Genomic DNA, 12,265 nt, shown 5'->3' on the forward strand with positions numbered 1-12,265 from the left:
GCAGGCGGCGTGGACGATGCATGCGGGAGCAAAAAGAGACCCACACGCGAGCGCGAACACGACGGTCATGCGACCAGGACGGAGACGGCCACGAGTGGCGAAAGACAGTCCGGCGCCGGCGCGGGATGCTCGCCCGGAGAACCAGGCGCGAGACACGTGCGCGGGACGTGCAGACCTTTTGTTAGAATGGGTCGGAGTATAACACCGGGACTTGAGCCTATGAAATCTCGAAGCGGCCGCGCGGCGGGCATTGCAAGCCGCGCTCCGGGCCGGGCTGAAAGCCTTGCCGGACCGCATGCCGCATCGGGCGTTTCTGCTCGTTTTCGGGTGCTAGCGCGCATGCATGTATTCGGGCGCTCGCCTTCCCATTCGCCGCTTTCGTGGCTTCTTTCGCTGCATCATTCATTGACTCGATTCCAAGTGACTCATCGCAAAGCGCGCACGCCTCTGCAACTCTCTTGCCGGCTCGTTTCCCGTACGCTCGTCATCGCGGCGCTCGGCTTCGCCGCATGCGCCGGCATGTCCGGCGCGGCGCTCGCGCAGACCTCGCCCGCCACGCGCGACGACACGCCGCAGATCGATACGGCCATCGCGAGCAAGGACTGGAACGCCGCGCTCACACAACTCGATGCGCGCATCGCGAGCAATCCGCGTGACGTGCAGGCAAAGTTCAAGCGCGGCACCGTGCTCGCGCGCCTGAATCGCGACAACGATGCCATCGCCGCCTTCACCGAACTCACGCAGGCCTATCCGGAGCTGCCGGAGCCGTACAACAATCTCGCCGCGCTCTATGCGAAGAAAGGCCGCTACGAGGACGCGCGCGTCGCGCTCGAAACCGCGGTCAAGGCGAACCCGGGCTACGCGCTCGCCTACGAGAACCTCGGCGATCTTTATCTGCGTCTCGCGAGCGAGTCGTACAAGCGCGCGCAATCGCTCGGCTCGAAGAGTGCGCTCACGAGCCAGCGCATCGCGGCGATCCAGAACATCTACACGCCGCCGAAGAAGCGCGCGGGCGCGGACCTCGGCGCATCGGGCGCAGGCGCGGCAACGGCGCCGCGCACGGGCGCCGACGAATGGGCGCCGGCGTCCGGCACTCCTTCGACGACAATGCCCGGCCCCGACGACTACTCGCCGTTCGGCGGCCCGACCAGCCCGCTGCCGACCACGCCTTACGTCGCGCCACAAGCGCAGCCGTAAGCACGCGCCCTGCGGGCGACCGATTGCATTCACCACACGAGGATCGATCCTTCATGAAATTGTTGATGTTGGCGCTGTCGAGCGCTGCCCTGATCGCGAGCGCACCGTCGTTCGCCCAGCCGAATGCGCAGGCCGCGCACCCCACCGTGCTCTTCAAGACCACGCAAGGCGACATCAAGGTCGAGCTTTATCCGGAGAAGGCGCCCAAGACGGTCGCGAACTTTCTCGACTACGTGAAGTCCGGTCAATACAGCGGCACGATCTTTCATCGCGTGATTCCGGGCTTCATGATCCAGGGCGGCGGCTACAGCACGAGCTTCGCCGAGAAGCCGACGCGCGCGCCGATCCCGCTGGAAAGCAAGAACGGTCTGAAGAACATGACGGGCACGCTCGCGATGGCGCGCACGAGCGACCCGAACTCGGCCACCGCGCAGTTCTTCATCAATACGGTCGATAATGCGGGTCTCGACTATCCGAACCCCGACGGCAACGGCTACGCCGTGTTCGGCAAGGTCGTCGCGGGCATGGACGTCGTGAAGAAGATCGAAGGCAGCCCGACCACCACGCGCGGCCCGATGCAGGACGTGCCGCAAAAGCCGGCCGTCATCGAGTCGGCAACCGTGGTCTCGCAGTAACTCAAGCGCCTGTCGCTGATCTGGCGCGCCTCGCGCCAGCGCTCAATCAAACACAACGGAGAAAACATCATCATGGTCGAACTGCATACGAACCACGGCATCATCAAACTGGAACTGGACGCCGAGAAGGCGCCGAAGTCCGTCGAGAACTTCCTCAACTATGTGAAGAAGGGTCATTACGACAACACCGTGTTCCACCGCGTGATCGACGGCTTCATGATCCAGGGCGGCGGCTTCGAGCCGGGCATGAAGCAAAAGCCGACCGACGCGCCGATCGACAACGAAGCCAATAATGGCCTCAAGAACGAGAACGGCTCGATCGCGATGGCGCGCACCAACGATCCGCATTCGGCGACCGCGCAGTTCTTCATCAACGTGAAGGACAACGACTTTCTGAACCACTCGTCGCCGACGCCGCAAGGCTGGGGCTACACCGTGTTCGGCAAGGTCGTCGAAGGCATGGACGTGGTCGAGAAGATCAAGAAGGTCAAGACCGGCTCGAAGGGCTTCCATCAGGACGTGCCGGTCGACGACGTGGTGATCGAGAAGGCCGTCGTGGTCTGATCGGTCATTGCATGATCGATACGAGCACTTCATTCGATCGCGAAGCAGCGGGCGCAGCGAAAGACGCGCGCCCGCTGTTTTTCATTGGCGATCTGCACCTCTCCGAAGCGATCCCGAAAACGGTCGCCGCCTTCGAGCATTTCATCGAGGTCACGGCAAGCGACGCGGACTCCGTCTTCATTCTTGGCGACCTGTTCGAGTTCTGGATCGGCGACGACATTCTCGATGGTCCCCTGACCGACGCGCGCGCCAACTTCGCGCGCCGCATGACGCGGCTCATGCATACGCTCTCGGAGCGCGGCATCGGTCTCTATGTGATGCACGGCAATCGCGACTTCCTGCTGGGCAAGCGCTTCATGAAGGATGCGGGCGCGATGCCGCTGCCCGATCCGTTCGTGATCACCGCGTTCGGCAAGCGCATCGTGCTCGCGCATGGCGACGGCCTCTGCACCGCCGATCACGCCTATCAGCGCTTTCGCGCCGTCGCGCGCAATGCGCTCGCGCAGCGGCTCTTTCTCGCGCTGCCGTTTCAGACGCGCCTCGGTATCGGCCAGCGCATGCGCACGAAAAGCGAAGGCGCGCGCGTGAGCACCGGCGTCAAGGCGAAATACGACGTCACGAAGAAAGCGGTCGCCGAACTCTTCATCAACAGCCGCACGAATACGCTGATTCACGGCCACACGCATCGTCCGGCGATGCATCGTGAAGTCGCAGGCGTGCGCTGGGTCCTGCCCGACTGGGAACTGGACGCGGACCCGCCGCGCGGCGGCTATCTGCGCGTCGACGAAGAAGGCGTGCGCCCGCTGCCGCTTTAACGCTCCATCGATGCGGCGCGCTCTTCCGTGGCTTTGCCGTCCATCGACGTGCATAGACGTTTGAGATCGACGAGCGCCGCGCCATCGACGGCATTGAGCGCTTCCACGCGCGCGCCGAGCCGCTCGAGCGCCGCGACGATGTCGTCGATGCGCTGCGTCTGCGTCGATGCGTGATCGATCAGGCCGTGGATCGCGAGCGACACGGGATCGTCCGCGTTCGGCGTGATGCCGTAGGCGCAGAAGCCGCTCTTCGCGGGTTCATCAGATTTCTTTTTCTCGACGGCCGGCATCACGATGCGCGCCGGATTGCCTACCGCCGTGCCGCCCGCCGGAACCGGCTTCACGACCACCGCATTCGAGCCGATCTTCGCGTCCGCGCCGACCGTGAAGCCGCCGAGCACCTTCGCGCCCGCGCCGACGATCACGCCGCGCCCGAGCGTCGGATGCCGCTTCGCGCCGCGCGTGAGCGACGTGCCGCCGAGCGTGACGCCCTGATAAATGGTGCAGTCATCGCCGATTTCCGCCGTCTCGCCGATCACGACGCCCATGCCGTGATCGATGAACACGCGCCGCCCGAGGGTCGCTCCCGGATGAATTTCGATGCCCGTGAGAAAACGCGCGACCTGCGAAACGAAGCGCGCGAGCCAGCGCCACTGCGCGCGCCAGCACGCGTTCGCCACGCGATGCAGCACGATCGCGTGCAGCCCGGGATAACAGGTGACGACTTCCCAGGCGCTGCGGGCGGCGGGATCGCGCTCGCGGATGGCAGCGATGTCTTCGCGGAGTCGTTCGAACATGGCGATGTCTCTGAAAGGGGGGACGAGCGCTTTGCACGGATCGCGCAAAGCTTATACGGCGAGCGCCGCTTTCGCCGATTGTAGGACGAGCGCGGCGAGTCTGCCCGATGCCCCCGATGACGGCGCGGTCAGTCTTTTTTCGATCGCAGCAGAATGTGCTTCGCGATGCCGCGCAGGATATTCACTTCTTCGGGCTCGAGTCCCGAACGCGCGAACATCCGCCGCACGCGCGACATCAGTTTCTTCGGATTGGCCGGATCGAGGAAATCGAGCGCGACGAGCGCTTCTTCGAGATGCGCGTACATGCCTTCGATTTCATCGCTCGATGCGCCCTGCCCCGCCGATTCCACGACGGCGAGCGGACTCACGGGCGTCTGGAACGCGACCCGCAATTCGTACGCGAGCACCTGGACGGCCTGCGCGAGATTGAGCGAGCTGTAGGCGGGATTGGCCGGAATATGCGCGAGCGCGCTGCAGCGCTCGACGTCCGCGTTGGACAGCCCGGTGCGCTCGTTGCCGAACACGAGCGCGATATCGCCGTGGCGCACAAATTCGTGTGCGCGTTCGGCGAGCGCGCGCGGCGGCATCTGCGGCGGGCCGTATTCGCGCATGCGCGCGGTCAGCGCGACGGACCAGCGCACCCCGACGAGCGCATCGGCGAGCGTGTCGACGACATGGGCGGACGCGAGCACGTCGTCGGCGCCGGAGGCCATCGCGATGGCTTCGGGCTCGTTCTTGACGTCGGCGACGCGCGGCGCGACGAGGACGAGGCGCGCGAAGCCCATCGTCTTGAGCGCGCGGGCGGCCGCGCCGACATTGCCCGGATGACTCGGCTCGACGAGGATGAAGCGCGTGGACGTGAAGCCGCCGGCGGGCGCGGAAAGTTCGTTGGGTTCCAAGGCGCGGTTCGTGCTGAAGTTCGTGCTGCAGTTGAAAAAAGTGCCAGCCCGATATGTTAACGCGCTTTGCCCAACTGACGAAACCGCGCGGCCACTTTCGGGTAAAATGGCGCCTTCGCGCGCGCCGCGAACGGGTTTGGTGCACCAGGTCGAACCTTCGCGCGAACGCCTCGCTCTTATTCAATTCGTCTTTCGTCGACATAGTCGTTGTCGCCAACTTTTCCGTCCACACGAAGCTGTCGGGCGGTCAGAGGATTTCGCTCATGCATCCGATGCTCAATATCGCTGTCAAGGCCGCGCGCCGCGCCGGACAGATCATCAATCGCGCCTCTCTCGATCTGGATCGCCTCCAGGTCAGCAAGAAACAGCACAACGACTTCGTGACGGAAGTCGACAAGGCGTCCGAAGCCGCGATCATCGAGACGCTGCACACCGCCTATCCCGACCACTCCATCCTCGCCGAAGAATCCGGCGCGACGGATCGCGAGTCGGAGTTCCAGTGGATCATCGATCCGCTCGACGGCACCACCAACTTCATCCACGGCTTTCCGTACTATTGCGTGTCGATCGCGCTCGCGCACAAAGGCGTCGTGCAGCAGGCCGTCATCTACGATCCGACGCGCAACGACCTCTTCACCGCATCGCGCGGCCGCGGCGCGTATCTGAACGAGCGGCGCATCCGCGTCGGCAAGCTCGATCGTCTGTCGGATGCGCTGATCGGCACCGGCTTTCCGTTCCGCGACGGGCAAGGTCTGAACGGCTACATGCGCCTTTTCAGCGAAATGACGCTGTCGTGCGCGGGCCTGCGCCGTCCGGGCGCGGCGGCGCTCGATCTCGCGAACGTCGCGGCCGGGCGTCTCGACGGCTTCTTCGAGCAAGGCATCCATCCGTGGGACGTGGCGGCGGGCAGCCTGATCGTGACCGAAGCGGGCGGGCTCGTCGGCAACTACACCGGCGAATCGGATTTCCTGTTCAGGAACGAGATCGTCGCCGCGAATCCGAAGGTGTACGCGCAGATGATCAAGATTCTCGACATGTACTCGCGCACGCGCCTGACCGGCGAATAAGCGGCATCGACGGGGCGCGTTTTGCGCCCCGTTTGTTTTTCCTCCCTTCGCGCTCCGGGCGCGCCGCCTGCTCTGCAATGAATGCAGGGCTCCGTTACAGTGCAAGCTTTGCCCGCGTTCCGGTCAGGGCGATGCGCGCTTTCCCCGCCTTCTGCTCCTGCGCCGCGCCACCCATCCAGCCCGCTCATGAAGAAAGGCTTCTACACGATCATCGCCGCGCAATTCGTCTCGTCGCTCGCCGACAATGCGCTCCTGATCGCCGCGATCGCCATGCTCGCCGTCGTGCATTCGGCGCCGTGGGTCACGCCGCTCTTGCAGATCTTTTTCACGATTTCGTATGTAGTGCTGGCGCCGTTCGTCGGCGCATTCGCCGATGCCATCCAGAAGCGCCACGTCATGTTCATCTCGAACGCGCTCAAGGCAGCCGGCTGCGCGATGATGATCGCGGGCGTCCATCCGATGATCGCGTATGGCGTCGTCGGCCTCGGCGCGGCGGCCTACTCGCCCGCGAAATACGGCATTCTCACCGAACTCCTGCCGCCGCAGAAGCTGATCGCGGCGAACGCGTGGCTCGAATCCGCGACCGTCGGCTCGACGATTCTCGGCACCGTGATCGGCGGCGCGCTCGTGAGCCAGGTCATCGGCAACTGGGTCGCGCATGCGCATCTGCCGTTCGTGAGCACCGCCGCGCACGCCGCGCTTTTCGCCGTGATGGTCATTTATGCGTCGGCGGCGGTCATCAACGTGTTCATTCCGGATACCGGCGCGCGCTATCCCGTCGTGCTGAATCATCCGACGAAGCTCATCCACGATTTCTCGCACTCGTTCAAGGTGCTGTGGAAGGACAAGCTCGCGCAGATCGCGCTGTGGGTCACGACGCTGCTCTGGGGCGCGGCCGTCACGCTGCAATTGCTCGTGCTCAAATGGGCCGACGCGAACCTCGGCCTCTCGCTCTCGAAAGCCGCCGTGCTGCAAGGCGTGACGGGCGTGGGCATCGCGTTCGGCGCCGCGGCCGCGTCCGCGTGGATCATGCTGCGCCAGTCGCTGAAAGTGCTGCCGGTGGGCGTGCTGATCGGCGCGGTCTCGGTCGCGATGGCCTTCTACAACAAGGACCTCTTCCCGGCCGGCGCGGGCGTGCATATCGGTCCGCTCTTCGCGCCCGCGTACATCCTGATGGCCTATCCGCTGATGATCGCGCTCGGCGGTCTGTCGGGCTTTTTCATCGTGCCGATGAACGCGATCCTGCAGCATCGCGGCGCGACGCTCTTGTCCGCCGGACATTCCATCGCGGTGCAGAACTTCAACCAGAATCTCGCCGTGCTGGCGATGCTCGGCGCCTACGCGCTGCTCCTGACGAGCAAGGTGCCGGTGCAGTGGATCATCGTCGTGTTCGGGCTTTTCGTGTGCCTGATGATGGCGCTCGCGATGCGCCGCCACGCGCAAAACGAACGCCAAACGGATCTCGGTGCGCTCGTCGAGGAATGAAGCTTGCTCCACGGTGTATTCTGGGTTCATACCCCGGCGCCGCCTCACGACGAACTCAAGGGAGGGAACGCGGGCGGCGGGGTCGGGTCGTAACGCTTCAAGCGGCGCGCGGCGGTTTTCCGCGCGCGTCGCGTGGCGTATCGCGGGCCGGACCCGGCGATATTCATTCCTCGGCAACGTCAATAAAGGAGCATGGAAATGGGATTGTTCACACGTTCGACGCTCGATAGCAGGATCGATGGCGCAGCCGACCTCGGCCAGCGCGCGGTGCGCGGTGCGAGCGACGCGGTCGATTCGGCCAGCAGCCAGTTGCGCAGCCTGCTCGACGACCTGGAAAGCTCGATTTCCGGCGCGAAGGACATCGACGCGGACAAGCTGCGCAAGGAGCTGCAATCGAGACTCAAGACCGCGCGTTCGCAGATGAACGGCGCGGGCACCGTGCTGTCCGGCAGGCTGAACGATGCAGCCGGTTACGCCGACGACTTCGTGCATGACAAGCCCTGGCACACGCTCGGCGCGGTGGCGGGCCTCGCCCTGCTCGTCGGTTTCCTGGCCGGGCGCGCGTAACGCGTCCAGACGCCTTTTAACGGCTGCCGCCGGCACGAGCGCGTTCGTGCCGGCGGCAGCGTTCGTTCGCGCGATTTCCATCGGCTCGTAACACGGCATCGGCCATTCGGCCGACTCCGCCGTCATCCCACGACAGGTTAAACTCATGCCCTATCGGTCGATTAACGGCCGGCGCACGTCGCGCCCGGCCGTTTAGTCATTCTGGCCTTCACAGCACGCAAGATGGGCAATCAAACGGCAACTCCCGACACTTCCACTGACACCGCCGCCCCGCTCGCGGACCTGTCGCAGCACACGCCGATGATGCAGCAGTATTTGCGCATCAAGGCGGAACATCCCGGCACGCTCGTTTTCTATCGCATGGGCGATTTTTACGAGCTTTTCTTCGACGACGCCGAGAAAGCCGCGCGTCTGCTCGATCTGACGCTCACGCAGCGCGGCGCATCGGGCGGCAATCCGATCAAGATGGCGGGCGTTCCGCATCACGCGTGCGAGCAATATCTCGCGAAGCTCGTGAAGCTGGGCGAATCGGTGGCGATTTGTGAGCAGATCGGCGATCCGGCGACATCGAAAGGGCCGGTCGAGCGCAAGGTCGTGCGCGTCGTGACGCCCGGCACGCTGACCGACGCCGCCCTGCTTTCCGACAAAAGCGATGTCTATCTGCTGGCGCTGTGCCCCGCGCACAACCGTCGCGGCGTGGTGACGAGCGTCGGCCTTGCGTGGCTCAATCTCGCGAGCGGCGCGCTGCGCCTCGCGGAAGTCGCGCCGAATCAGGTCAGCACGGCGCTCGAGCGCATTCGTCCGGCGGAAACGCTCATCGCCGATTCAATCACCGACGTGCAGGCATCGCTCGGTGTGACGAACCCCGGCGCGACCACGCGCGTGCCGGCATGGCACTTCGATGTCGGCTCGGGCACGCAGCGTTTGCGCGAGCAACTCGATGTCGCGAGCCTCGACGGCTTCGGCGCGCAGACGCTCACCTGCGCGTGCGGCGCGGCCGGCGCGCTGCTGCTCTACGCCGCGGCCACGCAGGGCCAGCAGTTGCGCCACGTGCGCAGCCTGAAGGTCGAATACGAATCGGAATACATCGGGCTGGACCCGGCTACGCGGCGCAATCTCGAACTCACCGAGACGCTGCGCGGCACCGAATCGCCCACGCTGTTTTCGCTGCTCGATACCTGCTGCACGACGATGGGCAGCCGCCTCTTGCGCCACTGGCTGCATCATCCGCCGCGCGATGCGTCGATCGCTCAGGCGCGCCAGCAGGGCATCGGCGCACTGCTCGACGCGCCCACGAGCGGCGGCCTCGACACGCTGCGCGGCGCGCTGCGCAAGATATCGGACATCGAACGGATTACGGGCCGGCTCGCGTTGCTGTCGGCGCGGCCGCGCGATCTGTCGAGCCTGCGCGACACCTTCGCCGCGCTGCCCGATCTGCGCGCGCTCGTCGCCGGCGTGGCCGCGCATGCGCCGGCGCTCGGGCGTATCGATGCGGCGCTGGAGCCGCCGCACGAGTGTCTCGATCTGCTGACGAACGCGATTGCGACGGAGCCCGCCGCGCTGATCCGCGACGGCGGCGTGATCGCGCGCGGCTACGATCCCGATCTCGATGAATTGCGCGATATTTCGGAGAACTGCGACCAGTTCCTGATCGACCTCGAAACACGCGAGCGCACGCGCACGGGCATCGCGAATCTGCGCGTCGAGTACAACAAGGTGCATGGCTTCTATATCGAAGTCACGCGGGGGCAGACGGACAAGGTGCCCGATGATTATCGGCGCCGTCAGACGCTCAAGAACGCCGAGCGCTACATCACGCCGGAACTGAAGACGTTCGAAGACAAGGCGCTTTCCGCGCAGGAACGGGCGCTGGCCCGCGAACGCGCGCTCTACGACGCGCTGCTGCAGAACCTGCTGCCCTTCATCGCGGATTGCCAGCGCGTCGCCAGCGCGCTCGCCGAGCTCGATCTGCTGTGCGCCTTCGCCGAACGCGCCCGCGCGCTCGACTGGGTCGCGCCGGAGTTCACGGCCGATGCGGGCATCGATATCGAACAGGGACGGCATCCGGTCGTCGAGGCGCAGGTCGAGCAGTTCATCGCCAATGACTGCTGTCTCAGCCAGGACCGCAAGCTTCTGCTCATCACCGGCCCGAACATGGGCGGTAAATCGACCTTCATGCGTCAGACCGCGCTCATCGCGCTGATGGCGCACGTCGGCAGTTATGTGCCCGCGAAACGCGCGCGGTTCGGCGCGCTCGATCGCATCTTCACGCGCATCGGCGCCGCCGACGATCTCGCGGGCGGCCGCTCGACCTTCATGGTCGAGATGACCGAAGCGGCGGCCATTCTCAACGACGCGAGCGCATCGAGCCTCGTTCTGATGGACGAGATCGGACGCGGCACCTCGACCTTCGACGGCCTCGCGCTCGCATGGGCCATCGCGCGGCATCTGCTCACGCACAACGGCTGCTATACGCTTTTCGCAACGCACTACTTCGAGCTCACGCAGTTGCCCGCGGAGTTCGCGCAGGCGGCGAACGTGCATTTGTCGGCGGTGGAGCACGATCACGGCATCGTGTTCCTGCACGCCGTGAGTGAAGGACCGGCCAATCAGAGCTACGGCCTGCAGGTCGCGCAACTCGCCGGCGTGCCTGCCGCGGTGATCCGCGCGGCGCGCAAGCATCTCGTGCATCTGGAGCAGCAGTCCGTCAGCCAGCCGGCCGCGCAATTCGATCTCTTCGCGAGCCAGCCGTACGCGCCGTATGAAGACGATGCACCGCTTCACGACGAAAAAGCCGAAGCGCCCGAGCATCCGGCGATGGAAAAGCTGCGCGCGCTCGACCCGAACGATCTGCGTCCGCGCGATGCGCTCGATCTGCTCTACGAACTGCATGAACTGGCGAAGCGTCCGCCGGATGCCTTGCGTTGAGCGCGCCGCGCCGCGCGTCGAGCGTGCCGCCGCGGCACGCCTGACCCGCGCCCTGACGATCGCCGTCGCGCTCGCGTGCGGCGCGATCGCGCAGGCGCACGCCGAAGGCAACGTGCCGCTCGGCTTCGCCGTGCTCTCCGACGCCCTCTCCCGCCCCGCCGACGAAGCGCCCGTGCGCCGCATGCTCGACGCGATCGGGCGCGACAGCGGTATGGCGTTCATCGTGTACGACGGCAATCTGAAGGACGGCGCCGAGCCATGCCGCGACAGCGTCTATCAGTCGCGGCACGACCTGCTGGACGCATCGCGCACGCCGCTCGTGCTGCTGCTGGGCCAGCACGACTGGGCCGACTGCGGCCTCGCGCATGCGGGCGGTTACGATCCGGTCGAGCGTCTCGACTTCGTGCGTCAGCTCTTCTTCGCCGATGCCAGCTCGCTCGGACAAAGCCCGCTCATGCTCTCGCGCGAAAGCGATGTCGCGCGCTTTCGCACGTTTCGCGAGATCGTGCGCTGGCAGGCACAGGGCATCGCGTTCATCGGGCTGAACGTGTCGAGTCCGAACAATCACTATCTGACCGCGGGCGGGCGCAACGGCGAGTTCGAGGATCGCGCCGTCGCGACGACTTTCTGGCTCGAACACGCGGCGGAAACGGCGCGGCGTACCGAGATGCGCGCGCTCGTCATCCTGATGCAGGGCGACCCGGACTTTTCGCGCTACGAGCGGCGCGAGCGCTTCGCGTGGCTGCGCTTCTCGCATTCGAACCAGCCGCGCGATGGTTTTCTCGAACTGAAACGCAGCCTCGTGAAGGCGGCGGAGATCTTTCGCGGGCCGGTCCTCGTGATTCACGCAACGGACACGCCCGAGCCCAACGGCTTTCACATCGACCAGCCATTGCGCAACGACAAGGGCTTGATCGTCACGAATCTCACGCGCGTGGCGATCGCGTTCAAGAAACCGCATTCGCAATGGCTCGAAGTGCAAAGCGATGCGCAATGGCATCCGCCGTTTCGTCTGCGTCTGCGCGATGTCAAGGACACCCGCACGCATGAGCCGGTCGCGCCGCAATCCGAGGCGCCCGCTGCGTCTTATCCTGCGCCGTATCCAACGCCTCAGCCCGCGTTGCCCGCCTCTCCCGCCCTGCTGCGCAACGATCTGCCCGAGGCGTTGCCCGCGCCGCCGTCGATGCCGCTGCCGGCGTCCGATCTGCCGCCGATCCTCACGCCGCCGCAGTCCTTGCCGCCCATCTATCCCGTGCCCGCATCTGGCGTGCAAAGCGGCATCGGCTCGGCGAACGGGCAATAAAAAAGCGC

The 12,265-nt window shown here is 65.5% G+C and carries 11 protein-coding genes; 9 read left to right on the forward strand and 2 right to left on the reverse strand.

The genetic code is table 11. The features are described 5' to 3' along the window. The first annotated feature begins 519 nt into the window (after nt 1-519). The 4 genes from AWB76_RS21565 (at nt 520) to AWB76_RS21580 (ending at nt 3,211) form a co-directional block, all read left to right on the forward strand. Nucleotides 520-1,197: a tetratricopeptide repeat protein gene (locus AWB76_RS21565; RefSeq protein WP_167357775.1), complete on the forward strand. Its 678-nt coding sequence runs from the start codon at nt 520-522 to the stop codon at nt 1,195-1,197. A gap of 53 nt (nt 1,198-1,250) precedes the next feature. Continuing rightward, complete coding sequence (locus tag AWB76_RS21570) at nt 1,251-1,832, forward strand: peptidylprolyl isomerase (protein ID WP_061162172.1); 582 nt, start codon at nt 1,251-1,253, stop codon at nt 1,830-1,832. A gap of 72 nt (nt 1,833-1,904) precedes the next feature. Next, on the forward strand, nt 1,905-2,396 hold the full coding sequence (locus AWB76_RS21575; protein ID WP_061162173.1) for a peptidylprolyl isomerase: 492 nt from the start codon (nt 1,905-1,907) through the stop codon (nt 2,394-2,396). An 11-nt stretch (nt 2,397-2,407) separates the two neighbouring features. Then, nucleotides 2,408-3,211 (forward strand): UDP-2,3-diacylglucosamine diphosphatase, encoded by an 804-nt coding sequence (locus tag AWB76_RS21580; protein ID WP_061162174.1) that lies wholly within the window; start codon nt 2,408-2,410, stop codon nt 3,209-3,211. On the opposite strand, the gene cysE is transcribed toward AWB76_RS21580, so the two are convergent. Then, a complete protein-coding gene (gene cysE, locus AWB76_RS21585) occupies nt 3,208-4,008 on the reverse strand; it encodes a serine O-acetyltransferase (protein WP_061162175.1) in 801 nt (266 codons plus the stop codon). The genes AWB76_RS21580 and cysE overlap by 4 nt on opposite strands. 128 nt (nt 4,009-4,136) lie before the next feature. After that, nucleotides 4,137-4,907, reverse strand: a complete 771-nt coding sequence (locus AWB76_RS21590; RefSeq protein WP_061162176.1) for an RNA methyltransferase — start codon at nt 4,905-4,907, stop codon at nt 4,137-4,139. Nucleotides 4,908-5,170: 263 nt separating this feature from the next. On the opposite strand from AWB76_RS21590, the gene AWB76_RS21595 reads away from it, so the two are divergent. The 5 genes from AWB76_RS21595 (at nt 5,171) to AWB76_RS21615 (ending at nt 12,257) form a co-directional block, all read left to right on the forward strand. Next, a complete protein-coding gene (locus tag AWB76_RS21595) occupies nt 5,171-5,974 on the forward strand; it encodes an inositol monophosphatase family protein (RefSeq protein ID WP_061162177.1) in 804 nt (267 codons plus the stop codon). Between the two features lie 186 nt (nt 5,975-6,160). Next, nucleotides 6,161-7,459, forward strand: a complete 1,299-nt coding sequence (gene lplT, locus AWB76_RS21600) for a lysophospholipid transporter LplT (RefSeq protein ID WP_061162178.1) — start codon at nt 6,161-6,163, stop codon at nt 7,457-7,459. Between the two features lie 198 nt (nt 7,460-7,657). Next, the gene (locus AWB76_RS21605; protein WP_061162281.1) at nt 7,658-8,026 is read left to right on the forward strand and encodes an ElaB/YgaM/YqjD family protein; all 369 of its coding nucleotides are present in this window, start codon (nt 7,658-7,660) and stop codon (nt 8,024-8,026) included. 222 nt (nt 8,027-8,248) lie between these two features. Further along, nucleotides 8,249-10,954 carry a DNA mismatch repair protein MutS gene (gene mutS, locus AWB76_RS21610; RefSeq protein ID WP_061162179.1) on the forward strand — a complete coding sequence of 902 codons (2,706 nt, stop codon included), beginning with the start codon at nt 8,249-8,251 and terminating at the stop codon, nt 10,952-10,954. After that, the gene (locus AWB76_RS21615; RefSeq protein WP_244173415.1) at nt 10,917-12,257 is read left to right on the forward strand and encodes a hypothetical protein; all 1,341 of its coding nucleotides are present in this window, start codon (nt 10,917-10,919) and stop codon (nt 12,255-12,257) included. Before mutS ends, AWB76_RS21615 begins: the two co-directional genes overlap by 38 nt. Nucleotides 12,258-12,265 lie beyond the last annotated feature (8 nt).

Source organism: Caballeronia temeraria (genome assembly GCF_001544795.2).
GTDB lineage: Bacteria > Pseudomonadota > Gammaproteobacteria > Burkholderiales > Burkholderiaceae > Caballeronia > Caballeronia temeraria.

What these genes read in the sequence shown, in the direction of transcription:
- AWB76_RS21565 (WP_167357775.1), top strand. Translation starts at nt 520, where the DNA reads ATGTCCGGCGCGGCGCTCGCGCAGACCTCGCCCGCCACGCGCGACGAC.
- AWB76_RS21570 (WP_061162172.1), top strand. Translation starts at nt 1,251, where the DNA reads ATGAAATTGTTGATGTTGGCGCTGTCGAGCGCTGCCCTGATCGCGAGC.
- AWB76_RS21575 (WP_061162173.1), top strand. Translation starts at nt 1,905, where the DNA reads ATGGTCGAACTGCATACGAACCACGGCATCATCAAACTGGAACTGGAC.
- AWB76_RS21580 (WP_061162174.1), top strand. Translation starts at nt 2,408, where the DNA reads ATGATCGATACGAGCACTTCATTCGATCGCGAAGCAGCGGGCGCAGCG.
- cysE (WP_061162175.1), bottom strand. Translation starts at nt 4,008, where the DNA reads ATGTTCGAACGACTCCGCGAAGACATCGCTGCCATCCGCGAGCGCGAT.
- AWB76_RS21595 (WP_061162177.1), top strand. Translation starts at nt 5,171, where the DNA reads ATGCATCCGATGCTCAATATCGCTGTCAAGGCCGCGCGCCGCGCCGGA.
- lplT (WP_061162178.1), top strand. Translation starts at nt 6,161, where the DNA reads ATGAAGAAAGGCTTCTACACGATCATCGCCGCGCAATTCGTCTCGTCG.
- AWB76_RS21605 (WP_061162281.1), top strand. Translation starts at nt 7,658, where the DNA reads ATGGGATTGTTCACACGTTCGACGCTCGATAGCAGGATCGATGGCGCA.
- mutS (WP_061162179.1), top strand. Translation starts at nt 8,249, where the DNA reads ATGGGCAATCAAACGGCAACTCCCGACACTTCCACTGACACCGCCGCC.
- AWB76_RS21615 (WP_244173415.1), top strand. Translation starts at nt 10,917, where the DNA reads ATGAACTGGCGAAGCGTCCGCCGGATGCCTTGCGTTGAGCGCGCCGCG.